This window comes from Kitasatospora sp. NPDC097643 (genome assembly GCF_040302625.1).
Taxonomy (GTDB): Bacteria; Actinomycetota; Actinomycetes; order Streptomycetales; family Streptomycetaceae; genus Kitasatospora.
The window spans coordinates 26,433-53,131 of record NZ_JBEOSA010000068.1 but is presented as its reverse complement, the minus strand read 5'-3'; the positions used below and the strand labels follow the sequence as shown (position 1 = coordinate 53,131).

At 71.9% G+C, this 26,699-nt stretch carries 22 protein-coding genes, 1 pseudogene and 1 riboswitch; of the genes and pseudogenes, 18 read left to right on the top strand and 5 right to left on the bottom strand.

Annotation, left to right across the window (positions count from 1 at the left end; genetic code table 11):
• Nucleotides 1-128: 128 nt before the first annotated feature.
• The 4 genes from ABTY15_RS32290 to gcvT form a co-directional block, all read right to left on the bottom strand.
• Complete coding sequence (locus ABTY15_RS32290; protein WP_350603248.1) at nucleotides 129-1,496, bottom strand: L-serine ammonia-lyase; 1,368 nt, start codon at nucleotides 1,494-1,496, stop codon at nucleotides 129-131.
• A gap of 199 nt (nucleotides 1,497-1,695) precedes the next feature.
• Nucleotides 1,696-2,964 (bottom strand): serine hydroxymethyltransferase, encoded by a 1,269-nt coding sequence (glyA, locus tag ABTY15_RS32285; RefSeq protein ID WP_350603245.1) that lies wholly within the window; start codon nucleotides 2,962-2,964, stop codon nucleotides 1,696-1,698.
• A gap of 82 nt (nucleotides 2,965-3,046) precedes the next feature.
• The gene (gene gcvH / locus ABTY15_RS32280) at nucleotides 3,047-3,427 is read right to left on the bottom strand and encodes a glycine cleavage system protein GcvH (RefSeq protein ID WP_350603240.1); all 381 of its coding nucleotides are present in this window, start codon (nucleotides 3,425-3,427) and stop codon (nucleotides 3,047-3,049) included.
• Nucleotides 3,428-3,505: 78 nt separating this feature from the next.
• A complete protein-coding gene (gcvT, locus tag ABTY15_RS32275) occupies nucleotides 3,506-4,627 on the bottom strand; it encodes a glycine cleavage system aminomethyltransferase GcvT (RefSeq protein WP_350603238.1) in 1,122 nt (373 codons plus the stop codon).
• Between the two features lie 229 nt (nucleotides 4,628-4,856).
• A riboswitch (glycine riboswitch) is annotated at nucleotides 4,857-4,962 on the bottom strand.
• A 167-nt stretch (nucleotides 4,963-5,129) separates the two neighbouring features.
• On the opposite strand from gcvT, the gene ABTY15_RS32270 reads away from it, so the two are divergent.
• From ABTY15_RS32270 to ABTY15_RS32235, 8 genes are all read left to right on the top strand, one after another.
• Complete coding sequence (locus tag ABTY15_RS32270; RefSeq protein ID WP_350603236.1) at nucleotides 5,130-5,927, top strand: enhanced serine sensitivity protein SseB C-terminal domain-containing protein; 798 nt, start codon at nucleotides 5,130-5,132, stop codon at nucleotides 5,925-5,927.
• A gap of 194 nt (nucleotides 5,928-6,121) precedes the next feature.
• Nucleotides 6,122-6,973 (top strand): enhanced serine sensitivity protein SseB C-terminal domain-containing protein, encoded by an 852-nt coding sequence (locus ABTY15_RS32265; RefSeq protein ID WP_350603234.1) that lies wholly within the window; start codon nucleotides 6,122-6,124, stop codon nucleotides 6,971-6,973.
• Nucleotides 6,974-7,415: 442 nt separating this feature from the next.
• Nucleotides 7,416-8,405, top strand: a complete 990-nt coding sequence (locus ABTY15_RS32260; protein ID WP_350603232.1) for an ABC transporter permease — start codon at nucleotides 7,416-7,418, stop codon at nucleotides 8,403-8,405.
• A 51-nt stretch (nucleotides 8,406-8,456) separates the two neighbouring features.
• A complete protein-coding gene (locus ABTY15_RS32255) occupies nucleotides 8,457-10,226 on the top strand; it encodes an ABC transporter substrate-binding protein (protein WP_350603229.1) in 1,770 nt (589 codons plus the stop codon).
• Between the two features lie 99 nt (nucleotides 10,227-10,325).
• Nucleotides 10,326-11,336, top strand: a complete 1,011-nt coding sequence (locus ABTY15_RS32250) for an ABC transporter permease (protein ID WP_350603227.1) — start codon at nucleotides 10,326-10,328, stop codon at nucleotides 11,334-11,336.
• Nucleotides 11,333-12,409, top strand: coding sequence for an ABC transporter ATP-binding protein (locus tag ABTY15_RS32245; protein WP_350603225.1), 1,077 nt, complete (start codon nucleotides 11,333-11,335; stop codon nucleotides 12,407-12,409). The genes ABTY15_RS32250 and ABTY15_RS32245 overlap by 4 nt, the downstream gene beginning before the upstream one ends.
• Nucleotides 12,410-12,443: 34 nt before the next feature.
• The gene (locus ABTY15_RS32240; RefSeq protein WP_350603221.1) at nucleotides 12,444-13,517 is read left to right on the top strand and encodes an ABC transporter ATP-binding protein; all 1,074 of its coding nucleotides are present in this window, start codon (nucleotides 12,444-12,446) and stop codon (nucleotides 13,515-13,517) included.
• A 46-nt stretch (nucleotides 13,518-13,563) separates the two neighbouring features.
• On the top strand, nucleotides 13,564-14,223 hold the full coding sequence (locus ABTY15_RS32235) for a trimeric intracellular cation channel family protein (protein ID WP_350603218.1): 660 nt from the start codon (nucleotides 13,564-13,566) through the stop codon (nucleotides 14,221-14,223).
• On the opposite strand, the gene ABTY15_RS32230 is transcribed toward ABTY15_RS32235, so the two are convergent.
• Nucleotides 14,129-14,905 carry an IclR family transcriptional regulator gene (locus ABTY15_RS32230; RefSeq protein WP_350603214.1) on the bottom strand — a complete coding sequence of 259 codons (777 nt, stop codon included), beginning with the start codon at nucleotides 14,903-14,905 and terminating at the stop codon, nucleotides 14,129-14,131. The two genes, ABTY15_RS32235 and ABTY15_RS32230, sit on opposite strands and share 95 nt — an antisense overlap.
• A 166-nt stretch (nucleotides 14,906-15,071) precedes the next feature.
• Here ABTY15_RS32230 and ABTY15_RS32225 point away from each other — a divergent pair, with 166 nt between their 5' ends.
• From ABTY15_RS32225 to ABTY15_RS32180, 10 genes and pseudogenes are all read left to right on the top strand, one after another.
• The gene (locus tag ABTY15_RS32225) at nucleotides 15,072-16,253 is read left to right on the top strand and encodes a cysteine desulfurase family protein (RefSeq protein WP_350603212.1); all 1,182 of its coding nucleotides are present in this window, start codon (nucleotides 15,072-15,074) and stop codon (nucleotides 16,251-16,253) included.
• 48 nt (nucleotides 16,254-16,301) lie between these two features.
• Nucleotides 16,302-17,447: a tRNA 2-thiouridine(34) synthase MnmA gene (gene mnmA / locus ABTY15_RS32220; RefSeq protein WP_350603207.1), complete on the top strand. Its 1,146-nt coding sequence runs from the start codon at nucleotides 16,302-16,304 to the stop codon at nucleotides 17,445-17,447.
• A gap of 71 nt (nucleotides 17,448-17,518) precedes the next feature.
• Nucleotides 17,519-18,043 carry an LOG family protein gene (locus tag ABTY15_RS32215; RefSeq protein WP_350603204.1) on the top strand — a complete coding sequence of 175 codons (525 nt, stop codon included), beginning with the start codon at nucleotides 17,519-17,521 and terminating at the stop codon, nucleotides 18,041-18,043.
• A gap of 13 nt (nucleotides 18,044-18,056) precedes the next feature.
• Complete coding sequence (locus ABTY15_RS32210) at nucleotides 18,057-18,746, top strand: SDR family oxidoreductase (RefSeq protein WP_350603199.1); 690 nt, start codon at nucleotides 18,057-18,059, stop codon at nucleotides 18,744-18,746.
• A 39-nt stretch (nucleotides 18,747-18,785) separates the two neighbouring features.
• The gene (locus ABTY15_RS32205) at nucleotides 18,786-19,796 is read left to right on the top strand and encodes a methionine synthase (RefSeq protein ID WP_350603196.1); all 1,011 of its coding nucleotides are present in this window, start codon (nucleotides 18,786-18,788) and stop codon (nucleotides 19,794-19,796) included.
• 19 nt (nucleotides 19,797-19,815) lie between these two features.
• Nucleotides 19,816-22,086: an NAD-dependent DNA ligase LigA gene (ligA, locus tag ABTY15_RS32200; RefSeq protein WP_350603194.1), complete on the top strand. Its 2,271-nt coding sequence runs from the start codon at nucleotides 19,816-19,818 to the stop codon at nucleotides 22,084-22,086.
• 374 nt (nucleotides 22,087-22,460) lie between these two features.
• Nucleotides 22,461-24,014: pseudogene (locus tag ABTY15_RS32195) on the top strand (putative bifunctional diguanylate cyclase/phosphodiesterase); the annotation flags it as partial.
• Between the two features lie 467 nt (nucleotides 24,015-24,481).
• Entirely contained in the window at nucleotides 24,482-24,778 is a 297-nt protein-coding gene (gene gatC / locus ABTY15_RS32190) for an Asp-tRNA(Asn)/Glu-tRNA(Gln) amidotransferase subunit GatC (RefSeq protein ID WP_280675855.1), read from the top strand.
• 5 nt (nucleotides 24,779-24,783) lie between these two features.
• Nucleotides 24,784-26,277 carry an Asp-tRNA(Asn)/Glu-tRNA(Gln) amidotransferase subunit GatA gene (gatA, locus tag ABTY15_RS32185; RefSeq protein ID WP_350603188.1) on the top strand — a complete coding sequence of 498 codons (1,494 nt, stop codon included), beginning with the start codon at nucleotides 24,784-24,786 and terminating at the stop codon, nucleotides 26,275-26,277.
• On the top strand, nucleotides 26,274-26,513 hold the full coding sequence (locus ABTY15_RS32180) for a hypothetical protein (RefSeq protein ID WP_350603185.1): 240 nt from the start codon (nucleotides 26,274-26,276) through the stop codon (nucleotides 26,511-26,513). Before gatA ends, ABTY15_RS32180 begins: the two co-directional genes overlap by 4 nt.
• Nucleotides 26,514-26,699: the final 186 nt, after the last annotated feature.

Sequence of the window (26,699 nt, the reverse complement as noted above, 5' to 3'; positions counted from 1 at the left end):
AGGACCTTCCGGCCTTGAGCCACCGTCCGGTTCTCCCGGATCTTGAACATTGCACCCCTTGAACTGGGGTGTTGCAACGACCACTAGAACTCAAGGGGATCCCGTCCGGGGGCCTCACGAAAAACGGATCAGCACTCGATGACGTTGACGGCGAGGCCGCCGCGCGAGGTCTCCTTGTACTTGATCTTCATGTCGGCGCCGGTCTCCTTCATGGTCTTGATCGCCTTGTCGAGCGACACGTGGTGCCGCCCGTCGCCGCGCAGCGCCATCCGGGCGGCGGTGACGGCCTTGACCGAGGCCATGCCGTTGCGCTCGATGCAGGGGATCTGGACCAGGCCGCCGACCGGGTCGCAGGTGAGGCCGAGGTTGTGCTCGATGCCGATCTCGGCGGCGTTCTCGACCTGCTCGGGGCTGCCGCCGAGGACCTCGGCGAGGCCGCCGGCGGCCATCGAGCAGGCGGAGCCGACCTCGCCCTGGCAGCCGACCTCGGCGCCGGAGATGGACGCGTTCTCCTTGAAGAGCATGCCGATGGCGCCGGCCGCGAGCAGGAAGCGGACGATGCCGTCCTCGTCGGCGCCCGGGATGAAGTTCAGGTAGTAGTGCAGGACGGCCGGGATGATGCCCGCCGCGCCGTTGGTGGGCGCGGTGACCACCCGGCGGCCGGAGGCGTTCTCCTCGTTGACCGCCATCGCGTAGAGGGTCACCCACTCCATCGCGTTGGCCGGGCCGATGCCCTCGGCTCGCAGCGCCCGCGCGCCGGACGCGGCCCGCCGGCGGACCTTGAGGCCGCCCGGCAGGATGCCCTCGCGGGACATGCCGGCCCGCACGCACTCCTGCATCACGGCCCAGATCTCCAGCAGCCCGGCCCGGATCTCCTCCTCGGAGCGCCAGGCCTTCTCGTTCTCCAGCATCAGGCCGGAGATCGACAGCCCGGTCTCGCGGGTGAGCCGCAGCAGCTCCTCGCCGGTGCGGAAGGGGTACTTGAGCGCGGTGTCGTCGGGCTTGACCCGGTCCGCGCCGATCGCGTCCTCGTCGACGACGAAGCCGCCGCCGACCGAGTAGTACGTCTTCTCCAGCAGGGTCGAGCCGTCGGCCGCGTACGCCCAGAGGGTCATGCCGTTGGCGTGGTACGGCAGCGAGCGGCGGCGGTGCAGGACCAGGTGGCTGTCCGGGTCGAAGTCGATCTCGCGCTCGCCCAGCAGCCGCAGCCGCTTCTCGGCGGTGATCCGCTCGACGTCCCGGTCCGCCTGGTCGACGTCGACGGTGCGGGGGGAGTTGTTCTCCAGGCCCAGCAGCACGGCCTTCGGGGTGCCGTGGCCGTGGCCGGTGGCGCCCAGTGAGCCGTACAGCTCGGCGCGGACGCTCGTCACGTCGGCCAGCAGGTTCTCGGACCGCAGGCGGCGGGCGAACATCCGGGCCGCACGCATCGGGCCGACGGTGTGGGAGCTCGACGGGCCGATGCCGATGGAGAAGAGGTCGAAGACGCTGATGGCCACGGGGGACGTCCTTGTCTGGTCTCGTGGAGGAACGGGCGGGCGGGGGGCCGACACGGGTCGGGGCACCGCGCGCACTACCAAGTGTGCGCGGTGCCCCGGATTCCCAGGTGCCGCGGCGGGGTGAGGCCGGTCACTCCGCCCGGACGACCACCGAAGTGATCAGGCGATCACCGAAGTGATCACGCGACCACCGCGGTGATCAGAGGTTGGGGTAGAGCGGGTACTTCTCGGCCAGCGCGGTGACGCGGGCCTTCAGCGCGGTCGCGGTGGCCTCGTCGAAGGCCGGCTTGAGCGCCTCGGCGATGATGTCGGCGACCTCGCGGAAGTCCTCGGCCTGGAAGCCGCGGGTGGCGAGCGCCGGGGTGCCGATCCGCAGGCCCGAGGTGACCATCGGCGGGCGCGGGTCGTTCGGGATGGCGTTGCGGTTGACCGTGATGCCGACCTCGTGCAGCCGGTCCTCGGCCTGCTGGCCGTCGAGCTGGCTGTTGCGCAGGTCGACCAGGACCAGGTGCACGTCGGTGCCGCCGGACAGCACCGAGGCGCCGGCCTCGGCGACGTCGGCCTGGAGCAGGCGGTCGGCGAGGATCTTGGCGCCGTCCAGGGTGCGCTGCTGGCGCTCCTTGAACTCCTCCGAGGCGGCGACCTTGAAGGCGACCGCCTTGCCGGCGATCACGTGCTCCAGCGGACCGCCCTGCTGGCCGGGGAAGACCGCGGAGTTGATCTTCTTGGCCCACTCGGCCTTGGACAGGATGACACCGCCGCGCGGGCCGCCCAGGGTCTTGTGGGTGGTGGTGGTGACCACGTCCGCGTACGGCACCGGGTTGGGGTGCAGACCGGCGGCGACCAGACCGGCGAAGTGCGCCATGTCGACCATCAGCAGCGCGCCGACCTCGTCGGCGATGCGGCGGAACTCGGCGAAGTCCAGCTGGCGCGGGTAGGCGGACCAGCCGGCGATGATCAGCTTCGGCTGGTGCTCCTTGGCGAGGCGCTCGACCTCGGCCATGTCGACCTGGCCGGTCTTCTCGTCCACGTGGTACGCGGCCACGTTGTAGAGCTTGCCGGAGAAGTTGATCTTCATGCCGTGGGTCAGGTGACCACCGTGGGCCAGGCTCAGGCCCAGGATGGTGTCGCCCGGCTGGATCAGCGCGAACATCGCGGCGGCGTTGGCCTGCGCGCCGGAGTGCGGCTGGACGTTGGCGTGCTCGGCGCCGAACAGGGCCTTGATGCGGTCGATCGCGATCTGCTCGACGACGTCGACGTGCTCGCAGCCACCGTAGTAGCGGCGACCGGGGTAGCCCTCGGCGTACTTGTTGGTGAGCACCGAGCCCTGGGCCTCCATGACCGCCACCGGGGCGAAGTTCTCGGAGGCGATCATCTCCAGGGTGGTCTGCTGGCGGTGCAGCTCGGCGTCGACCGCGGCGGCGATCTCCGGGTCGAGGGAGTGCAGGGACTGGTTCAGAACCGTCATGGTGTGGTCTTCCCGGGAGGAGAGAGGAAAGAGGACCCGGCCGGGGGCGGCCACCGCGCTGCGGCCGCCCCGGCGCAGGGGATCAGCCCTGGGGGTTGGTGAGGGCGTCGTACTCGTCGGCGCTGAGCAGCTCGTCCGTGGACTCGACCCGGACCTTGAACAGCCAGCCGCCCTCGAAGGGGGCGCTGTTGACCAGGCTGTTGTCGTCCAGGACGTCCTGGTTGACCTCGACGACCTCGCCGGTGACCGGGGAGTACAGGTCGCTGACCGACTTGGTCGACTCCAGCTCGCCACAGGTCTCGCCGGCGGTCACCGCGTCGCCGACCTCGGGCAGCTGCACGTAGACGATGTCACCGAGGGCGTCGGCGGCGTGCTTGGTGATGCCGACCGTCGAGACACCGGCCTCGGCGGCGGTCAGCCACTCGTGCTCCTTGGTGTACTGCAGGTGCTGGGGGTTGCTCATGGCGTCATTCTCCAGGATGGGAAGCGGGTACGACGAAGCGGCCCGGGGCGGACACACCTCGGGAACGGGTGACGGGGGTCAGCGGGCGCGCTTGTAGAACGGCAGCGCCACGACCTGGACCGGCTCGTGCTTGCCGCGCACGTCCACCGCGACGGTGGTGCCCGGGGCGGCGTGCGCCGCGTCCACGTAGGCGATCGCGATCGGCTTGCCCAGGGTCGGGGACGGCGCACCCGAGGTGATCCGGCCGATCGGGGCACCGTCGGTGGAGACCACGGTGTACTCGGCGCGCGGGACGCGCTTGCCCTCGGACACCAGGCCGACCAGCACGCGCGGCGGGTTGGCCTCGGCCTCGGCAGCGGCCTTCTCCAGGGCCTTGCGGCCGACGAAGGCGCCGTCGTTGGTGGTCTTGTCGAAGCGGACGACCCGGCCCAGCCCGGCGTCGAACGGGGTCAGGTCGGTGGAGAGCTCGTGCCCGTACAGCGGCATGCCGGCCTCCAGGCGCAGCGTGTCGCGGCAGGACAGGCCGCACGGCACCAGGCCGTGGCCCTCGCCGGCCCCGGTCAGCGCCTGCCAGATCGCCTCGGCGTCGCCCGGGTTGCAGAAGATCTCGAAGCCGTCCTCGCCGGTGTAGCCGGTCCGGGCGAGCAGCACGTCGCGGCCGGCCACCTGGGCCGGGAGGATCGCGTAGTACTTGAGGCCGGGCAGGTCCGCCTCGGTGGTCTTGGCCAGGATCGCGGTGGACTCCGGGCCCTGGACGGCGATCAGCGCGTAGGTGTCGCGGTCGTCGGTGACGACGGCGTCGAAGCCCTTGGCGCGGGCGATCAGCTCGTCCAGCACCAGCTGGGCGTTGGAGGCGTTGGCGACGACCAGGAAGGCGTCCTCGCGCAGGCGGTAGACGATCAGGTCGTCCAGGATGCCGCCGTCCTCGGCGCAGATCATGGTGTAGCGGGCGCGCAGCACGCCCAGCGCGGAGACGAAGCCGACCAGCGCGTGGTCCAGCATCTCGCCGGCCTGCGGGCCGGTGACGGTGATCTCGCCCATGTGGGAGAGGTCGAACAGACCGGCCTGGGTGCGGACGGCGAGGTGCTCCTCGCGCTCGCTGCCGTAACGCAGCGGCATGTCCCAGCCGGCGAAGTCGGTCATGGTCGCGCCGAGGGCGCGGTGCAGCGCGTCGAGCGCGGTGAGGCGGAGGGACGACATGGCCTGGAACTCCTCGGTCTGGGCACTCAGGGGTGCACGCGCCGGACCGGGCCCGCTCGGGGGCCGACCCTGCGCGCGGGCATGCGGCGGCGTGGGTCTCCCCATCTGTCGTCGAACCTGAGAGCTTCACCGCACACGCGCCGGCAGCTGTTTCCAGCTAACAGGACAGCATGGCGGCTTGCACCGTGGGTGGGCGCGCGACAAGCCGTGCGCCGCTTTCCAGATGTGCCTAACCCGTGCGGTAGGGGTGCCTGAGAGATTCCGGGGAGGACTTGCTCCTTCGGCGCCGGCTGTGCCGCCTGAGGGGGCACTCCGGGCTCTCCCGCGCGGGTTCGAGCGGCCGGTATGGAGTTGGCGACTCCGCGGGGAACACCGCCGGAGACGCGCACATCATGGCACGTCCGGCGGCCGCGCGGGAGAGGGGCCCCCGGGGACGGCCCCTCGGGGCCACCCCGGCCCGCTAGGCTGCACGCGTCGACGAGGCGGCAGGACGGTCAGGCAGGTGGAGTTCCCGGTGGAGCAGCAGCAGGGGTGGGGCGGGCCGCAGGCGGCGCCGCCGGGCGGCGCGTGGCCGGCGAACGAGCTGGAGCAGGTGCTGACCGCCGCGCTGGGCGACCCGGGCGCGACCCCGCGGGTGATCGAGGTGCTGGCCCGCAGCCAGGTGTGGATCCCGCTGCCGTCCGGCGGCGACCCGCAGGGGCAGTCGCTGGACCTGCCGACCATCGAGCTGGCCGGCGACCCGTACGTGCCGGTGTTCTCCTCGCAGGAGGTGTTCCTCCAGCAGGCGCCGGGGATGGCCTTCGCCGTCGCGCCGGTCTGGGAGTTCGCCCGCGGACTGCCGCTGGGCGTGGGCATCGCGGTCAACCCGGAGGCGGCGGTGGGCATCCCGGTGCCGCCGCAGGGCGTGGCCGAGCTGCGCCGGGGGCCGCGCGCCGACCGCTGGGACGAGGACCCGGCGGCGCCGACCGGTGGCCGGGTGGCGCTGCGCGAGCCGGTGCCGGGCGAGGACCCGGAGCACTTCCTGGCCGCCTGCCGGGCGGAACTGTCCGCGCTGCCGGGGGTGTTGACCGCACGCCGGGCGCTCGCCAGCATCGAGGGCGAGCCGACCGTGATGTTCCTCGGCATCCAGCTGGACCCGGCCGCCCCGGCCGACCCGGGCGCGGTGAACGAGGCGCTCGGCCGGGCGCTGGGAACCGCGCCGCTGCCCGGCGGCGTCCACCTCGTACTGCTCGACCTCGCCGACGACCCGGTGGTCGAGTGGCTGCTCACCCGGGTACTGCCCTTCTACACCCGGACGTGAGCGGGGTTCACAGGCACGTCGCCGTGGCGGTGGCCGGTGCCGCGCCATAGGGTGCGTGCTGACGGCCGACGGGCCGGCGGGGTTTGAGGAAAGAGGCGCGGCGAGGTGGGCGCATGAGTGCGGGAGCGGTAGCGGGAGGTGCACCGGGGTCCTGGGGCCAGGCGTCCGCAGGGCGCCCCGGGGCGGATCCGGGCGTGCTGGAGCGCGCCCTGCGCGAGGTCGCGCCGGAGCGCTACGACGCGTACGAGCAACTGCTGCACGCGCTGGCCGAGGGTCAGGTCTGGATGCTGCTGTGGCACGGCACGCCGGGCAGCCCGGACGCCCAGTACGGGAACATGGAGATCGGCGGCCACGGCTACGCGCCGGCCGTCACCTCGCCCGAGCAGCTGGCGGCGTCCGGCTGGGCGCGGGCGCACGAGGTGATCTCCGGACGGGAGATCGCCGCCTCGCTGTACCGGACCCGTTGGGGCCTGTGGCTCAACCCGCACGCCCCCGGCGGCGGCGTCGGCGTGCCCTGGGCGGACCTGCGGCGGATCGCCGCCGGGCTGGACCGGCTGCCGGCCGGGCCGCTGAAGCTGAGCGAGCCGCAGCTGAACGCCCCGCAGTTCTTCGCGCTGCTGGAGCGCCAGGCCGGTGAGGTGCGCGCGGTCCGGGCGCTGCGCCGGGCCTGGGTGCAACCGGCCGTGGGCGAACCGTACCTGGCCATCGGCCTCGACCTGTACGAGAGTTCGCCGCCGGCCGTGGAGGCGGTCCGGGCGCTGATGCAGCGGGCGATCGCGGTGGCCCCGGAGGGGCTGGCGGTGTCCACGGTGGCGATGGCGGACGAGTACGACCCGGTGGCGCTGTGGATGCGGGCCAACACCCGCCCGTTCTTCGACCGGGAGGCCGGTCGCGGCGGGCCGCAGACCGGCCCCTACCCGCCGGTGCCGCCACCGGGCTACCCCTCGCAGGCCGGGTACGGCTACGGCACCCATCCGCCCTCCCAGGGCTGGCACGGGCAGCCCCAGCCGCCGCAGCGTCCGTGGCCCGGATACCCGGGGCGCTGAATTCCAAAACGCTCCTCCGGAAGCCGACCTGATTTCGCCTCAGGTCGGCTTCGGCATTTTCCGGACGAATTCCCGGACGACCCTGGCAGGCATGTTGACATGCCTGTTACAGCCATGTGAAGAGGTATATGCCGGAGGCGAGGAGGTGCAGACTCGCAGATCACAGTTGGGCATCTGTCGGTTGTCAGGGCTGGCGCAAGCCAGTTCGGATGGCAGAGAGTTCTGCGCAACGCACCGCGCGTACTAGGAACCCCACGAAGGTGAACGCGCACGCCGACCGCTCGATCCACGCGACGCCCATCCCGCGTGGTGGCAGTACCCGTGCACGTTCGTACTGCCGCGCACACCCGCTCCTAGCACCTCCGCACGTCCGCAGCCGTACCGCCGAACCGGTGACCGGCACCCGTGGGCCGGCCACCGTCGGCGAGGGGACCAACTGACCATGACCGCACCCATCACAACCGCCGGGAACGAGCCGGAGGCACCCGCCCCCGCGAGCCCGGCCAAGAAGATCGAGGGCCGCTCCCTCGGCCAGATCGCCTGGACCCGTTTCAAGCGGGACAAGGCCGCCGTCGCCGGCGGCATCGTGGTGATCCTGCTGATCCTGCTCGCCGTGCTGGCGAAGCCGATCGAGTCGGCGTTCGGGCTCGACCCCGACGGCCTCAACCAGGACCTGCTGGACGCCGACCTCGGCGGCCTGCCGTTCGGGGACTGGGGCGGCATGAGCTGGGACCACCCGCTCGGCGTCGACCCCCTCCAGGGCCGCGACCTGCTCTCCCGCGTCATCGAGGGCTCCTGGGTCTCCCTGCTGGTCGCCTTCGGCGCGACCGTGCTGTCCAACACCATCGGCACCGTCCTCGGCGTGATGGCGGGCTACTACGGCGGCTGGGTGGACACCCTGATCAGCCGGATCATGGACGTCTTCCTGGCGTTCCCGCTGCTGCTCTTCGCCATCGCGATCTCGACCTCGCTCCAGGGCGGCGCGTTCGGCCTGCACGGCCTCCCGCTGCACATCATGGTGCTGATCTTCGTGATCGGCTTCTTCAACTGGCCCTACATGGGCCGGATCGTGCGCGGACAGACGCTCTCGCTGCGCGAGCGGGAGTTCGTCCACGCGGCCCGCAGCCTCGGCGCCCGCGGCCCGTTCATCCTGTTCAAGGAACTGCTGCCGAACCTGGTCGGTCCGATCCTGGTCTACTCGACCCTGCTGATCCCGACCAACATCCTGTTCGAGGCGGGCCTGAGCTTCCTCGGCGTCGGCATCCAGCCCCCGCAGGCCTCCTGGGGCGGCATGCTCCAGGACGCGATCAAGTACTACCAGGTGGACCCCCAGTACATGGTGGTCCCCGGTCTGGCGATCTTCCTCACCGTGCTCGCCTTCAACCTGCTCGGCGACGGGCTGCGTGACGCCCTCGATCCCAAGAGCAACTGACCCCACGTCAGGACCTTTCACCCTCCACACCTCAAGGGGTTGATCTCACCCATGCGCAGGTCCCGTACCGTCGCCCTGACCGCGGCGGCCGCCGCCGCGGTCCTGGTCGTCACCGGCTGCTCCAGCTCGTCGAAGAGCGGCGACTCGTCCTCCTCGGCCACCAACGCGGCCGGCGGTGGCGCCAACGCGGCCACCAAGAACATCGTCAACGCCTCGGACAAGAAGGGCGGGACGGTCACCTTCGAGATGAAGGGCACCCCGGACTCGCTCGACCCGGGCAACACGTACTACGCGTACATCTACAACTTCTCGCGCCTGTACGCCCGTCCGCTGACGACCTTCAACCCGGCCGCCGGCGAGGAGGGCAACAAGCTCGTCCCGGACCTCGCCGAGTCCCTGGGCCAGCCCAGCGCGGACGGCCTGACCTGGACGTACAAGCTGCGCAAGGGCCTGAAGTACGACGACGGCACGCCGATCACGTCGAAGGACGTCAAGTACGCCGTCGAGCGCTCCAACTGGGCGCCGGACGTGAACTCCAACGGCCCGACCTACTTCCACGACCTGCTGGTCGACAACCCGACGCCGTACGAGGGCCCGTACAAGGACAAGTCCGGCGACCTGAAGTCGATCGAGACGCCGGACGACACCACGATCGTCTTCCACCTCCAGCACGCCTTCGCCGACTTCGACTACCTGGTCAGCGCCCCGCAGACCGCGCCGGTCCCGCAGGCCAAGGACACCGGTGCCGACTACGTGAAGCACGTCGTCTCCTCGGGCTCCTTCAAGTTCGAGTCCTACGAGGACGGCAAGCAGGCCGTCCTGGTGCCGAACACCAACTGGGACAAGAGCACCGACCCGATCCGGAAGCAGCTGCCGGACAAGATCGTGCTCAAGATGAACATCGACCAGGCCACCATCGACAAGGACCTGCTGGCCGGCAACGCCCAGGTCGACCTGGTGGGCGGCGGCGTCGACCCGCAGACCCAGGCGCAGATCCTGCGCGACGAGAAGCTCAAGGCCAAGACCGACAACGCCTACGGCGGCCGCCTGGTCTACCTGGCGATCAACACCAAGGTCGCGCCGTTCGACAACGTCGAGTGCCGCAAGGCCGTCCAGTACGCGATCGACAAGGTCTCGGTGCAGACCGCCGAGGGCGGCCCGATCCGCGGCGCCATCGCCAACACCATGCTCCCGCCGGACATCCCGGGTCACCAGGACTTCAACGCCTTCGAGACCAAGGACAACAAGGGCGACGAGGGCAAGGCCAAGGACGCCCTGAAGGCCTGCAACCAGCCCAACGGCTTCAGCACCGTCATCTCGGCCCGCACCGAGCGCGCCACCGAGGTCGCCGCGGCCACCTCGATCCAGGCCGCGCTGAAGAAGGTCGGCATCAACGCCGAGATCCAGCAGTACCCGCAGGGCAAGTACCTGACCGACAACGCCGGTTCGCCGCAGTTCACCGAGGACCACAAGATCGGTCTGATGATGATGCAGTGGGGCGCCGACTGGCCGACCGGCTACGGCTTCCTCCAGCAGATCGTCGACGGCCGTGCGATCAAGCCCTCGGGCAACAGCAACCTCGGCCAGCTGAACGACCCGGCGGTCAACAAGATGATCGACGACGCCGCGGTCAACCCCGACAAGGCGGCCCGCGAGAAGATCTACGGCGACATCGACAAGAAGGTCATGGAGAGCGCGGTCAACGTCCCGCTGACCTACTTCAAGGTCTTCCTGTACCGCCCGGACAACGCCACCAACATCGGCTCCACGCCGGCCTTCTCGGGTGAGTACGACTACCTGAACATCGGCACCACCAAGTAAGAGCCTGGCTCCGCAATCCCTGAAGGCAGGTGAAGGCAGCGGCGCCCGCCGCCGTCCGGAAGATCCCGGACGGCGGCGGGCCGCCGGAGCCGCCCAACTGTGTTTGCCTACATCATCCGCAGGATCTTCGCGGCCCTGGTGCTGCTAGTGGTCGTCAGCGCGGTCACCTTCGCGATCTTCTTCCTGCTCCCGCGCTTCGCCGGTGAGACGACCGACCAGCTGGCCGCGCAGTACATCGGGAAGAACCCCTCGCCCGAGGCGATCGCGGCGGTCAAGCAGAACCTCGGCCTCGACCAGCCGCTGTACACCCAGTACTGGAGCTTCCTGAAGGCGCTGGTCAGCGGCGCCGAGTACAAGTTCGGGCCGGAACCGGCCACCTGCCACGTACCGTGCTTCGGCTACTCCTTCAAGAACCACCTGGAGGTCTGGCCCGAGCTCTCCAGCCGCATCCCGGTGACCATCTCGCTCGCCATCGGCGCCGCGGTGCTCTGGCTGCTCTCCGGCGTCGCCACCGGCGTCGTCTCCGCCCTCAAGCCGCGGTCGATCTTCGACCGGCTCTCCATGGGCGTCGCCCTCGCGGGCGTCTCGCTGCCGGTCTTCTTCACCGGCGCGCTGCTGCTCACGCTGTTCAGCTACGAGTGGCCGATCCTCGACAACCTGCACTACGTCGAGTTCGCCGAGAACCCGCTGATGTGGGCCCGCAACCTGATCCTGCCGTGGGTCTCGCTCGCCTTCCTCTACTCCGCGCTCTACGCCCGGCTCACCCGCGCCGGAATGCTGGAGACCATGAGCGAGGACTACATCCGCACCGCCCGGGCCAAGGGCCTGGTCGAGCGCAAGGTCGTCGTCAAGCACGGGCTGCGCTCCGCGCTCACCCCCGTGGTCACCATCTTCGGCATGGACCTCGGCCTGCTGCTCGGCGGTGCGCTGATCACCGAGCAGGTCTTCTCGCTCCAGGGCGTCGGCTTCTTCGCGGTCTCCGCGATCAGCGACAACGACCTGCCGAAGATCCTCGGCGTCACGCTGCTCGCCGCCTTCTTCATCGTCGCCTGCAACCTCGTGGTCGACCTCCTGTACGCCCTCGTCGACCCCCGGGTGAGGCTCTCGTGACCGACCTCCAGAAGACCCCGGCGGCCGCCGCTCCCGCGCCGGCCCCCACCGGCGACCCGTTCCTCTCCGTGCGCGACCTGCGGATCCACTTCGACACCGACGACGGCCTGGTCCGCTCGGTGGACGGGGTCAGCTTCGACCTGCACAAGGGCCGCACCCTCGGCATCGTCGGCGAGTCCGGCTCCGGCAAGTCCGTCACCTCGCTGGGCATCATGGGCCTGCACCGCTCCAAGCGGGCCCGGATCAGCGGCGAGATCCTGCTGAACGGCGAGGACCTGATCGCGGCCGGCCCGGACCGGGTCCGCCAGCTGCGCGGTCGCGAACTGGCGATGATCTTCCAGGACCCGCTGACCGCGATGCACCCCTACTACACGGTCGGGGCGCAGATCGTCGAGGCGTACCGGGTTCACCACCCGCAGGCGACCAAGAGGCAGGCCCGCACCCGCGCCATCGAGATGCTCGACCGGGTCGGCATCCCGCAGCCGGACCGCCGGGTGGACGACTACCCGCACCAGTTCTCCGGCGGCATGCGCCAGCGCGCGATGATCGCCATGGCGCTGGTCAACGACCCCTCGCTGCTGATCGCCGACGAGCCCACCACCGCCCTGGACGTCACCGTCCAGGCGCAGATCCTGGACCTCATCCGCGACCTCCAGGACGAGTTCGGCTCGGCCGTCATCATCATCACCCACGACCTCGGGGTGGTCGCCGAACTCGCCGACGACATCCTGGTCATGTACGGCGGCAAGTGCGTCGAGCGCGGCCCCGCCGACACCCTCTTCGACGCGCCCGAACACCCCTACACCTGGGGCCTGCTGGGCTCGATGCCGCGCCTCGACCGGGAGCTCCAGGACCGGCTCGTCCCGGTCAAGGGCACCCCGCCCAGCCTGATCAACGTGCCGTCCGGCTGCGCCTTCCACCCGCGCTGCCCGTACGCCGGACTGACCGGCGGACGCTCCACCACCGAGCTCCCGGTGCTGGCCGAGGCCGCCCCCGGGCACCACGCGGCCTGCCACCTGGCGGCCGCCGAACGGCACCGCATCTTCGCCGAAGAGATCGCGCCCCGGCTGTGAGCCCGGCCTCGTACCACCTTTCTGGAGAGAACCGATGACGGACACTCAGGCGACCCAGGCGGCGGCGATCCCGTCTCCCGCGCCCGCCTCCGACCGCGAGCCGCTGCTCACGGTGACCGGTCTGACCCGGCACTTCCCGATCCGCAGCGGACTGCTGCGGCGCCAGACCGGCGCGGTGCGGGCCGTCGACGGCATCGACTTCACGGTCAACGCCGGTGAGACGCTGGGCGTCGTCGGCGAGTCCGGCTGCGGCAAGTCGACGATGGGCCGGCTGGTCACCCGGCTCGACGAACCGACCGGCGGGAAGATCGAGTTCGAGGGCACCGACATCACCCACCTGGGCGTCGGCAAGATGCGGCCGCTGCGCCGCGACATCCAGATGATCTTCCAGGACCCGTACTCCTCGCTCAACCCGCGGCACACCGTGGGCACCATCGTCGGCGCGCCGTTCCGGCTGCAGAAGGTGCAGACCGAGGGCGGGGTCAAGAAGGCCGTCCAGGAGCTGCTGGAGCTGTGCGGGCTCAGCCCCGAGCACTACAACCGCTACCCGCACGAGTTCTCCGGCGGCCAGCGCCAGCGCATCGGCATCGCCCGGGCGCTCGCCCTCAAGCCCAAGATGATCGTCGCGGACGAGCCGGTCTCCGCGCTGGACGTCTCCATCCAGGCGCAGGTGGTCAACCTGCTGGACGACCTCCAGAAGGAGCTCGGCCTGACCTACCTGATCATCGCGCACGACCTCTCGGTGGTCCGCCACGTCTCGGACCGGGTCGCCGTGATGTACCTGGGCAAGGTCGTCGAGATCGCCGACCGGGACTCCCTCTACGGCAGCCCGATGCACCCGTACACCAACGCGCTGATGTCCGCGGTGCCGGTGCCCGACCCGCGCCGGCGCCAGCGGGACGGCCGCGAGCGGATCCTGCTCAAGGGCGACGTCCCCTCGCCGATCAACCCGCCCAGCGGCTGCCGCTTCCGCACCCGCTGCTGGAAGGCGCAGGAGATCTGCGCCACCCAGGAGCCGCCGCTGGCGGCGCTCAAGACCGGGCACCAAGTGGCCTGCCACTTCCCGGAGAACGCTCCGGGTGCTGTGGTGGCGGACGCCGCCTCCTGACGCCGCTGGTTCGGAGGGGGAGGTCCGCGCAGGTCATAGTGGTGCGGTGACCTCGCAGATCTTCCCCTCCGACGTGCAGCAGTCGCTGGACCTCGTCGGCATCTTCGTCTTCGCCCTCTCCGGAGGGCTGCTCGCCGTCCGCAAGAACATGGACATCTTCGGCATCTGTGTGCTGGCCGAGGTCACGGCCCTCGGCGGCGGGGTGATGCGGGACCTCGTGATCGGCGCCACCCCGGTCGCCGCCTTCAGCAACCTCGGCTACTTCCTCACCCCGCTGGTGGCCGGGCTCGTCGTCTTCTTCCTGCACCCCGAGGTCGAGCGGATCAACCGGGCCGTGCAGACCCTGGACGCGCTCGGCCTCGGCCTGTTCTGCGTCACCGGCACCGCCAAGGCCCACGACTACGGGCTCGGCGCGGTCGCCGCCGTCGCGCTCGGCATGGTGACCGCCGCCGGCGGCGGCGTGGTCCGCGACGTGCTGGCCGGGGAGATCCCCTCGCTGCTCCGCTGGGACCGCGAGATCTACGCCGTCCCGGCCCTGGTCGGCGCCGCCCTGGTCGCGGTGCTGATCGGCGCCGACTCGCTCACCGGGGCCACCGGCACCGCCGCCGCGCTCACCGCCTTCGGCCTGCGGATGCTCGCCCTGAAGTACGGCTGGCGTGCCCCGCGGGCCTGGCACCGCAACGGTTCTCGCACCAGCGAGGACTAGGCGAACCGCCGTACGCGAGCGAGATCGCCTCCGCCGTGCAGAGCAGCTCCGGCACCATCCGGGCCAGCTCGGCCGGCGGCACCCGGCTCGCCGGGGCGCTCAGCGCACAGGCCGCGACCGTCCGCCCGCCACTGCCGGCCACCGGCGCGGCCACGCAGGTCACCGGCTCCCGGTGCTCGGACGACTCCGCCGCCCAACCCCGGCGCCGCACCGCCGCCAGCTCGGCCGGCAACTCCTCCTCCGGCGTGCCGTCCTCGGGCAGCCCGGCCAGCAGCACCCGGCCGATCGCCGTCCCGGCCGCCGGGGCCCGCCGCCCGATCCGGCTCGGCTGCCCGGCCCAGCGCCCGGCCAGCTCGTCCACGTACAGCACCTCGCCGTCGTGCAGTACGGCGAGTTGGACGGTGTAGCCGCAGCGCGCACTGAGCGCCGCCAGGTACGGCGCGGCCACCTGCCGGACGTCGATCTCCTCCAACGCGCGGTGCGCCAGCGACAGCAGCCGGCCGCCCAGGCGGTAGCGCAGATCGGGCTGGCGCTGGGCGAAGCCGTGCGCCTCCAGGGTGCGCAACAGCCGTAGTGCGGTGGACTTGTGGACGCCGATGCTGGTCGCGGCCTGTTCCAGGGTGACCGGCCCGTCGCCGAGCGACCCGAGCAGGGTCAGTGCACGGTCGACCGACTGCGACATGGCGCCCCCGAGATCCGATCGCTCCGACGAGAAGTGTTCGTCAGGCTAACCGCTGGCCGGCGCAGTGGTACAAACCACTCCCGGACACCGCCGTCCGGTCGCGCTGGCCGGAACGCTGCGCACGGCGGGACCGGTGCGGGGGAAAGCCCTCTACAATCGGATGGTTATGCCATACCTGGACCATGCGGCCACCACGCCGATGCTGCCCGAGGCGATCGCCGCGATGACGGCGCACCTGGGGGTGGTCGGCAACGCCTCGTCCCTGCACGCGGCCGGCCGCCGGGCCCGCCGGGTGGTCGAGGAGGCCCGCGAGTCGCTGGCCGAGTCGCTGGGCGCCCGCCCCAGCGAGATCGTGCTCACCGGCGGCGGCACCGAGTCCGACAACCTCGCCGTCAAGGGCCTGTACTGGGCCCGCCGGGACGCCGACCCGGCCCGAACCCGGGTGCTGTGCAGCCCGGTCGAGCACCACGCGGTGCTGGACGCGGTGCACTGGCTCTCCGAGCACGAGGGCGCCACCGTCGAGTACCTGCCGGTCGACGCGCTCGGCCGGGTGCACCCGGCGGCGCTGCGCGCGTCGATCGAGCGTGACCCGGCGTCGGTCGCGCTGGTCACCGTGATGTGGGCCAACAACGAGGTCGGCACCGTCCAGCCGGTGCGCGAACTCGCCGCCGTGGCCGCCGAGTACGGCATCCCGATGCACGCCGACGCGGTGCAGGCGCTCGGTCAGGTCCCGGTCTCCTTCGCCGAGTCGGGGCTCACCGCGCTCACCGTCACCGGGCACAAGATCGGCGGCCCCTTCGGCATCGGCGCCCTGCTGCTCTCGCGCGGCGCCGCCCCCGTCCCGCTGCTGCACGGCGGCGGCCAGGAGCGCGACGTCCGCTCCGGCACCCTGGACGCACCCGCCGCCGCGGGCTTCGCGGCCGCCGCCGCGCTGGCCGTCGAACGGCGGGCCGAGCACGCGGTCGCCCTCGGCGCGCTGCGCGACGAACTGATCGCCGAGGTGCTGGCCGCCGTCCCCGACGCGGTGCTCAACGGCGACCCGGCGGCCGAGGGGCGGCTGCCCGCCAACGCGCACTTCTCCTTCCCCGGCTGCGAGGGCGACGCCCTGCTGATGCTGCTCGACGCGGCGGGCATCGAGTGCTCCACCGGCTCGGCCTGCTCGGCCGGCGTGCCGCAGCCCAGCCACGTGCTGCTCGCGATGGGCGTCGACCCGCTGCTGGCGCGTGCGTCGCTGCGGTTCTCGCTCGGGCACACCTCGGTCCGCGAGGACGTGGCGGCGCTCGCCGGGGCCATCGGCCCGGCGGTGCAGCGGGCCCGGAACGCGGGCCTGGCGGCGCTGCGGCGGTGATATCGGCTTTCGGGGAACAGCCGGTGCACCCGTAGGCTTATGGGCATCATGACTGACTTCCCGGGTGCCCCGACCACTCCGTCCACCGGCCGGCTGCGCGTGCTCGCGGCGATGTCCGGCGGCGTCGACTCCGCCGTCGCCGCCGCGCGGGCCGTCGAAGCGGGGCACGAGGTGACCGGCGTCCACCTGGCGCTCTCCTCGAACCCGCAGTCCTTCCGCACCGGCGCGCGCGGCTGCTGCACCATCGAGGACTCCCGGGACGCGTGGCGAGCAGCCGATGTGATCGGTATCCCGTTCTACGTCTGGGACCTCGCCGAGCGCTTCCGCGAGGACGTCATCGACGACTTCGTCGCCGAGTACGCGGCCGGCCGCACGCCCAACCCGTGCCTGCGCTGCAACGAGAAGATCAAGTTCGCCGCGCTGCTGGACAAGGCGCTGGCGCTGGGCTTCGACGCCGTCTGCACCGGCCACTACGCCCGGATCGTCGACCTGCCGGACGGCTCGCGCGAGCTGCACCGCGCCGTCGACGCCGCCAAGGACCAGTCGTACGTGTTGGGCGTCCTCGACGCCGACCAGCTCGCCCACTCCCTCTTCCCGCTCGGCGACACCACCAAGGACGTCATCCGCGAGGAGGCCGAGCGCCGGGGCCTCGCGGTCGCCAAGAAGCCCGACAGCCACGACATCTGCTTCATCGCGGACGGCGACACCCAGGGCTTCCTCGCCAAGCACCTCGGCACGGCGACGGGCGACATCCTCGACGTCGACGGCACCAAGCTCGGCGAGCACGACGGCGCCTACGGCTTCACCATCGGCCAGCGCAAGGGCCTGCGGATCGGCCGCCCCGCCCCGGACGGCAAGCCGCGGTACGTGCTGGACATCTCCCCGGTGAACAACACCGTGACGGTCGGCCCGGTCGAGGGCCTGGACGTCACCGGCCTGACCGCCATCCGCCCCCGGTGGTGCGGCACCGAGCCCCTCGCCGACGGCCGCTACACCGCCCAGCTCCGCGCCCACGGCGAGGAGGTCCCGGTGTCCGCGTCCGTTGTCGACGGCGAGCTCCGGGTCCAGCTGGACACCCCGGCCCGCGGCATCGCCCCCGGCCAGGCGGTGGTGCTGTACGACGGCACCCGCGTCGTCGGCTCCGCCACCATCGCCACGACGGAGCGCCCGGCCGTCCCTGCGGTCGAGCGCTGACCGGATCGGTTCGAACAAGGGCGTAAAGCCGGTGAGCGGGGCTGGCCGGGCGTGATAAACCGGACAGCACTATGAACATCACTGTCTTCTGCTCCGCGTACTCGCTCGATGACCGCTACACCGGCCCCGCCGCCGAGTTCGCCCGGCTGCTGGGTGAGGGCGGGCACACCCTGGTGTGGGGTGGGTCCAATGCCGGGCTGATGGGGCTGCTGGCCGATGAGGTCAAGGCGGCCGGCGGGCAGCTGGTCGGCGTCATGGTCGAGCTGCTCAAGCACAAGGGGTACGCCGGGGCCGACGAGCTGGTCATGACGCGCGACCTCGCGGAGCGGAAGGCGGAGCTGGCCGCCCGGGCGGATGCGATCGTGGTGCTGGTCGGTGGGCTCGGGACGATGGACGAGGTCACCGAGGTGCTGGAGCTCAAGAAGCACGGCATCTTCGACAAGCCGGTGGTCGTCCTGGACACCGAGGGCTTCTACGGCGGCCTGCGCACCCAGCTGGAGCGGATGGACGCCGAGGGCTTCCTGCCCCGCCCGCTGGGGGACTTGATCACCTTCGCCGACACCCCGGCGCAGGTCTTCGAGCAGCTCAAGGCCTGAGAGGATCGGCGGCATGGCTGCACATCTGATCACCGGCGCGGGCTCCGGCATCGGCGCCGTTCTGGCGGAGAAGCTCGCGGAGCGCGGGGACGAACTCTGGCTGCTGGCCCGGGACGCCCGGCGCGCCGCCGAGCTGCGGGAGCGCTTCCCCGGGGCGAAGACCCTGGTCGGCGACCTGAAGGATCCCGCGAAGCTGTCCTGGGCCTTCGGTCACCAGGCGCTGCCGGTCGAGCTGGACTCCCTTCTGCACGTCGCGGGCGTCGTCGAGCTGGGCACCGTGGCCGACCTGCCGGTCAAGGCGTGGCAGGAGATGCTGAACGTCAACCTGGTCGCGCCGGCCGAGCTCACCAGGCTGCTCCTGCCCTCCCTCCGCCTGGCCAAGGGCCATGTGGTGTACGTCAACTCCGGCGCCGGCCTCACCGCCCACGCGGAGTGGTCGGGGTACGCGGCGAGCAAGCACGGGCTGAAGGCGCTGGCCGACTCCCTCCGCCAGGAGGAGCACGGCAACGGCGTCCGGGTCACCTCGGTCTACCCGGGCCGCACCGCCACGGCGATGCAGGTCAAGGTGCACCAGCAGGAGGGCAAGGAGTACGACGCCGACCGCTGGATCGCGCCGGAGTCGGTGGCGAAGGCGATCGTGGCCGCGCTCGACGCCTCCCGCGACGCGGAGATCACCGAGATCACCGTCCGCCCGGGGCACTGACCGCAGAAGCGGCAGGCGCCGCGCACTAGGCTCGGACGGGTGAGCACCCCACACCCCTTCCCCGACCTGCGCGGCGCCGCCACCGGCGTCGGCTCGCTGCCCGGCACCGACGCCCGGGAGGCCGCCAAGACCTCCACCGGGGCGCTGGAGCACCTGCCGTTCCTGCCCGAGCTGCCCGCCCGCGGCCCGGGCGCCGACATGATCGGCCGCTCCGCCGGCCTCCTGGTCGAGCTGTTCGCGCAGACCGAGCCGTCCGGCTGGCGGTTCACCGACCGGCCCGGCCGGGACACCCGCCGCGCGCACTCCTGGCTCGGCGAGGACCTGGACGCCCTGGAGGAGTTCACCCAGGGCTACCGGGGCGCGCTGAAGGTCCAGGCCGTCGGCCCGTGGACGCTGGCGGCGAACATCGAGCTCAAGTACGGCGAGAAGGCGCTCTCCGACCACGGCGCCTGCCGCGACATCGCCGGCTCGCTGACCGAGGGCCTGCGCCGCCACCTCGCCGAGGTCCGCAAGCGCGTCCCCGGCGCCGAGGTCGTGCTCCAGCTGGACGAGCCCTCGCTGCCCGCCGTGCTGGCCGGTTCGGTGAAGACCGCCAGCGGCTTCCAGCGGCTGCGCTCGGTGGACCGGCAGGTCGCCGAGGAGGTGCTGCGGGAGACCATCCGCGGCCTGGACGCCCCCGTGCTGGTGCACTGCTGCGCGCCCGACGTCCCGATCCCGCTGCTGCGCCGGGCCGGGGTGGCCGGCGTCTCGCTGGACTTCTCGCTGCTGACCGAGCGGCAGGACGACGACCTGGGCGAGGCGGTCGAGGCGGGCACGATGATCCTCGCCGGTGTCGTCCCCGCCACTGACCAGGGAGTGTCGGACCCGGCCGGTAGTGTCCAGGGTGTCAGGACCTTGTGGCGCAGGCTGGGGTTCGCCCCGGAGCTGCTGGGCCGCCGTGTGCTGGTGACGCCGACCTGCGGGCTGGCCGGGGCCTCCCCGGCGTACGCGCGCAAGGCGCTGTCGCTCGCCGCGCGGGCGGCGCAGAGCCTGGTGGACAACCCGGAATGAGAACGTAGGAGGGCTTGCGGTGGTGGCTGTCGAGGGCTGGGAGGACGTCCCGGCGGAGGTGCGCAGGCGGCACGCCGAGCTGGCGGCGGAGATCACCGACCACCGCGCCCGGTACTACGAGCAGGACGCGCCGGTCGTCTCGGACGCCGAGTTCGACACCCTGATGCGCGAGTTGGAGGCGCTGGAGGCCGAGCACCCGGCCCTGGTGACCCCGGACTCGCCGACCCAGAAGGTCGGCGGCGCGCCCACCGAGCTGTTCGCCGAGGTCGAGCACCGCGAGCGGCTGCTCAGCCTCGACAACGCCATGGACGACGAGGAGCTCGCCGCCTGGGCCGAGCGGGTCGCCACCGAGCTGGACGGCATCGACTACCACTACCTGTGCGAGCTCAAGGTGGACGGCCTGGCCGTCAACCTCACCTACGAGAACGGCCAGTTGGTGCAGGCGGCGACGCGCGGCGACGGCCGGGTCGGCGAGGACATCACGGCCAACGTCCGCACCATCAAGGAGATCCCGCACCAGCTCAAGGGCGACAACGTCCCCGAGCTGGTGGAGATCCGCGGCGAGGTCTACTTCCCGACCGAGGCCTTCGACGCGCTCAACGCCTCGTTCGCGGAGGAGAACGAGCGCCGCCGGCAGGAGAACGAGGAGCGCGCCAAGGAGGGCAAGCGGCCCCGGGCGATGATCCGGCTGTTCATGAACCCCCGCAACGCCGCCGCCGGTTCGCTGCGCCAGAAGGACCCGCACGTCACCGCCTCGCGCCCGCTGCACATGGTGGTGCACGGCATCGGCGCCCGGGTCGGCTTCGCCATCGACAACCAGTCGCACGCCTACCAGCTGCTGCACGACTGGGGCCTGCCGACCGCCCGGCACAACAAGGTGGTGAAGTCCCTCGACGAGGTGCGGGCGTTCATCAAGCACTTCGGCGAGCAGCGGCACTCGGTGGAGCACGAGATCGACGGCGTCGTCGTCAAGGTCGACGAGATCGCCCTCCAGGGCCGGCTCGGCGCCACCTCCAAGTCGCCGCGCTGGGCGATCGCCTGGAAGTACCCGCCGGAGGAGGTCACCGGGACGCTGGCCGAGATCAAGGTCGGCATCGGCCGCACCGGCCGGGCCACCCCGTACGCGGTGCTGGCCGAGCCGGTGAAGGTGGCCGGCTCGATGGTGCAGTACGCGACGCTGCACAACCAGCAGATCGTCAAGGCCAAGGACGTGCTGCTCGGCGACACCGTGGTGCTGCGCAAGGCCGGTGACGTCATCCCGGAGATCCTCGGCCCGGTCTACGACCTGCGGGACGGCACCGAGCAGGCGTTCGTGATGCCCTCGCACTGTCCGGAGTGCGGCAGTGAGCTGCGCCCGATGGCCGAGGGGGACATCGATCTGCGCTGTCCGAACGCGCAGTTCTGCCCGGCGCAGATCCGTGAGCGGATCGCCTTCCTGGGCGGGCGGTCGTGCCTGGACATCGAGGGGCTCGGCTACGTTGCCGCCACCGCGCTGACCCAGCCGCTGGAGCCGGTCGAGGCGCCGGTGCGGAACGAGGGCGACATCTTCGGGCTGACCGAGGAGCAGCTGCTGCCGATCAAGGTGCTGGTGCGCGACCAGAAGACGGGCATGCCCAAGCTGGACGACGTCACCGGGGAGGAGAAGGAGGTGTTCTTCTTCGCCACTACGGCCGGCGCGGCGAAGAAGACCACCGGGCTGTTGCTGGACAACCTCGGCAAGGCCAAGGACCGCCCGCTCTGGCGCTATCTCAACGGGCTGTCCATCCGTCACGTCGGCCCGGTGGCCGCCCAGGCGCTGGCACGCGAGTTCCGCGACCTGGACGCGATCTTCGCGGCCGACGAGGAGCGGTTGGCCGCCACCGAGGGTGTCGGGTCCGGTACGGCCCGTTCGATCATCGAGTGGTACCAGGTCGACTGGCACCGGGAGATCCTGGAGAAGTGGCGCGCCGCCGGCGTCCGCTTCACCGAGGAGTTCGCCGACGAGGAGGGGGCGGAGCGCCCGCTGGAGGGGCTGACCGTGGTGGTCACCGGCACGCTGGCCGGGCACACCCGGGACGGCGCCAAGGAGGCGCTGACCTCGCGCGGTGCGAAGGTGACCGGTTCGGTCTCGAAGAAGACCGATTTCGTCGTGGCCGGTGACAATCCGGGATCGAAGTACGACAAGGCCGTCCAGCTCGGTCTGCCGGTCCTGGACGACGCCGGCTTCGCCGTGCTGCTCGCCGACGGCCCGGCCGCGGCCCGCGCCCACCTGGGGATTCCCGAGGCGGAGGAGGCGGCGGCCGACGCCTGACCCGAGCGCCGGGCCGCCGAATCCGTCTTGTTATCGTCCTGATGCAACGTCACCGGGTGCCGCGCCGTTGAAGCGGGCATCGTGTCACTGTGTGGCACCCGGGCGCGGTGGCGCGTTTCCGGTTGTCCGAAAGTCTGCCCACCGGGGGGACCCCGGCATACCCTGGAGCGCAACAGAGTGTCAGCAGGGGTGGGGGCACCGGCTGAGCCGGTACTCCGCGGGGTCGCTCCATGCCCGGCAGCTGTCGGTACCGGCACGGTGCCTCACCGTAAGGCGGCCTGACGGGGCGGGCCCGACGGAGGACAGGGCTTATGGATCGTACGACCGGCGGTGCGCCCACACGCCCGCCGCAGGGGGTGGCGGGTGCGGTCCTGCTGCTCGGCGTGCTGCTGGCCGGTGCCGCGCCGCTCATCCCGCTGGCCGTCCTGGTCTACCGCTACGAACCCGAACTGCTGCCGCTGTTCGCGGTTCCACTGGCCGTCCTGGTCGCCGCCTGGCGGATCGCCCGGGACCGCGCCCGCGATCAGCTGACCGACCCGCTGACCGATCTGCCCAACCGTCAGGCCTTACTCCTGGCCGCCCAGGAGGCGATCGCCGGACGCGAGGAGGGCTACAGCGTCGGTCTCATCCTGCTCGATCTCGATCGTTTCCGAACGCTCAACGACACCCTCGGTCACACCGCCGGCGACCGGCTGCTGGTGCACATCGCCCGCCGGCTGCACCGCGCGCTGCGCTCCGGCGGCCCGGCCGGCAGCCCCACCCGGGAGTCCATCGACGACGTCTTCGCCGGCCTGCCCCGGCACTACCGGCGCGGCCGCCCGATGGTGGCCCGGATGGGCGGCGACGAGTTCGCCGTGCTGCTGCCCGGCATCAACTGCCCGGACAGCCTGGAGCGGGTCGCCAAGGCGCTGATCACCGAGCTCGCCGCCCCGATCCGGCTGGACGGGCTGCTGCTCGTCCTGGAGGCCACCGCGGGCGTATGCGTCTACCCGCAGCACGCCCAGGACGCCGAGTCGCTGCTGCGCCGCGCCGACGTGGCGATGGGGCACGCCCAGCGCGGTTGCAGCGGCGTCGCCCAGTACGACGAGACCCAGGACGCCGACACGCCGTACCGGATCGGCCTGCTGGGGGACCTGCGGCGGGCCCTGGAGACCGGCGAGGTGCAGCTGCACTACCAGCCGAAGGTGGCCTTCGACGGCCGGGTGGTCGGCCTGGAGGCGCTGCTGCGCTGGGAGCGGCCCGGTCAGGGCCGGGTCTCGCCGGACGAGTTCGTCGGCCTCGCCGAGTCCAGCGGTCTGATGCCGCGGCTCACCGACTACGTGCTGGAGGCGGCGGTCGGCCAGCTCGCGTACTGGCGCGACCAGGGCCTCCAGGTGCAGGTCGCGGTCAACGTCTCGCCGCGCGACGTGCTCAATCCCGGCTTCGCCCAGCGGGTCGCCGGACACCTGGTCCGCCACCAGGTGCCGGCCCACGCGCTCCAGCTGGAGATCACCGAGCGGCTGCTGCTGGACGACTCCCGCCGGGCCGCCGACACCCTGGCCGAACTGCGGGGCTACGGCGTCGGGATGTCGCTGGACGACTTCGGCACCGGGCACTCCTCGCTGGTGCGGCTGCGCAGCCTGCCGGTCGGCGAGCTGAAGATCGACCGCTCCTTCGTCTCCCGGATGGTCGCCGACGACCACGACGCGGCGGTGGTCCGCTGCTCGGTCGAGCTCGCCCACTCGCTGGGCCTGACCGTGGTCGCCGAGGGCGTGGAGGACGACGAGACCTGGGAGCGGCTGCACTGCATGGGGGTGGACGCCGTCCAGGGCTGGCTGGTGTCCGCGGCGCTGCCGCCCGAGCAGGCCACCGCCTGGCTGCGGGTGCACCGCACCGGCGCCCCGCCGGTGGAGCGGCTGGCCGCGCCGCCGGCCCAGCTGCCGCCGGCCCTCCAGGCGATGCAGGGGGGCCAGTCCGTCATCCCGTCGGTGGGCCAGCCGGTCATCCCGCCGGTGCTGCCGCCGACCCTGCCCCCCGTCCTGCCCCCGGTGCTGCCGCCGGCCCTCCCACCGGTGCTGCCGCCCGCCGCCCGGGCGGTGCAGGCGGGCCAGCCGGTGCCGGCCGCGCAGATGGAGATCCAGGCGCCGGGGACGCAGAGTTGGGCCCGGACCAGGCCGCAGTGACGGACGTGCCCGGGCCGCGGTGAAGGACGTGCCCGGGCGGCGGTGAAGGACGTGCCCGGGCCGCGGTGACGGGCGCGCGGGCTCACTCGTTGGCCGGTGGCCGGGCCGGGCCCCATAGGATGGGGTCCAAAGACCACGAGGACGGAGCGCCGAACCCGGCTGCTCCTGCCCGGGCCCGGCACCGCCTGAGCGCGGTGCCGGGTCTCACCAGAACTCACCCTGAGGATCGCTGCATGCCTGGCATCACGCGCGAGGAGGTCGCCCACCTCGCCCGGCTGTCGCGTCTTGAGCTGAAGCCCGAAGAGCTGGACCACTTCGCCGAGCAGCTCGACGTGATCATCGGCGCGGTCGCCCGCGTTTCCGAGGTCGCCGGACAGGACGTCCCGCCGACCTCCCACCCGCTGCCGCTGACCAACGTCATGCGCGCCGACGAGGTGCGGCCGTCGCTCACCCCGGACCAGGCGCTCTCCGGCGCCCCGGCCGCCGAGGAGCAGCGTTTCCGTGTGCCGCAGATCCTCGGGGAGGACTGACCGAGATGACCGAGCTGATCAAGTACACCGCCGCCGAGACGGCCGCCGCCATCTCGAAGGGCGAGGTCTCCGCCGTCGAGGTCGCGCAGGCGCACCTGGACCGCATCGAGGCCGTCGACAAGAAGGTCAACGCCTTCCTGCACGTCGACACCGAAGGCGCGCTGAAGGCCGCCCGGGCCGTCGACGAGAAGCGCGCCAAGGGCGAGGAGCTGGGCCCGCTGGCCGGCGTCCCGCTCGCGCTGAAGGACGTCTTCACCACCAAGGGCGTGCCGACCACCTGCGGCTCCAAGATCCTCGAAGGCTGGATCCCGCCGTACGACGCCACCCTGACGACCCGTCTCAAGGACGCCGGCGTCGTCATCCTCGGCAAGACCAACATGGACGAGTTCGCGATGGGCTCCTCCACCGAGAACTCCGCCTACGGCCCGACCGGCAACCCGTGGGACCTCACCCGCATCCCCGGCGGCTCCGGCGGCGGCTCGGCCGCCGCGCTGGCCGCCTACGAGGCCCCGCTGGCGATCGGCACCGACACCGGCGGTTCGATCCGCCAGCCGGGCGCCGTCACCGGCACCGTCGGCGTCAAGCCGACCTACGGCGCGGTCTCCCGCTACGGCCTGGTCGCCTTCTCCAGCAGCCTGGACCAGGGCGGCCCGTGCGCCCGTACCGTGCTGGACGCGGCGCTGCTGCACGAGGCCATCGCCGGGCACGACCCGCTGGACTCCACCTCGATCGACGCGCCGGTCCCGGCCGTGGTCGAGGCGGCGAAGATGCGCGACGTCCGCGGCATGCGGATCGGCGTGGTCAAGGAGTTCGCCGGCGAGGGCTACCAGGCCGGCGTGATGCAGCGCTTCAACGAGTCGGTGGAGCTGCTGCGCGAGCTGGGCGCCGAGGTCGTCGAGGTCTCCTGCCCGTCGTTCACCCTGGCGCTGCCGGCGTACTACCTGATCGCGCCCAGCGAGTGCTCCTCCAACCTGGCCCGCTTCGACGCGATGCGCTACGGCCTGCGGGTCGGCGACGACGGCTCCCGCTCGGCCGAGGAGGTCACCGCGCTGACCCGCGAGGCCGGCTTCGGCGACGAGGTCAAGCGCCGCATCATCCTGGGCACCTACGCCCTCTCCTCGGGCTACTACGACGCCTACTACGGCTCGGCCCAGAAGGTCCGCACGCTCATCTCGCGGGACTTCGACGCGGCCTTCGCCGGTGTGGATGTCCTGGTCTCGCCGACCACGCCGACCACCGCCTTCCCGATCGGCGAGCGCGCCGACGACCCGATGGCGATGTACCTGGCCGACCTGTGCACGATTCCGTCCAACCTGGCGGGCAACGCGGCCATGTCGCTGCCGGTCGGCCTCGCCCCGGAGGACAATCTCCCGGTCGGCCTGCAGATCATCGCACCCGCGATGGCGGACGACCGCCTGTACCGCGTGGGCGGCGCCGTCGAGGCCGCACTCAACGACAAGTGGGGGCACACCCTGCTGGAGGAGGCACCGGCACTGTGAGCAAGATCGAGAAGGCCAAGGGCTTCAGGCATTCGAAGCCCGGTCTCTGGCTGTCCATCGGCACCAGCGCCTTCGGCGCGATCTCCGTGGTCAAGGACGTCCGGAAGGCCCGCGAGGAGAGCGACACCCTCAAGCTGGTCAACGCCCTGGTCGGCGCCGCCGCGCTGATCACCGGCACCGCCCTGCTGGTGCGCGAGCTGCGTCAGCTGGGCTCCGACGACGTGCTGCTGGGCTGAGCTGAGCGCCCAGGGCGTGCCCTGGGGGTTTTGTCGGATCAGGCCGCGGCGTTGGGGTGCGTGCATCGCAAGGCGGAGGAGGGAGCCACTGCGGAGCATTGGCGACCGACGACAACGCGGCGAGGTGCGTGCCCCGGCGTCGCGGACCCGGCAAGGACCCGCAGGACACGCCCTAAGCCCGGCCGC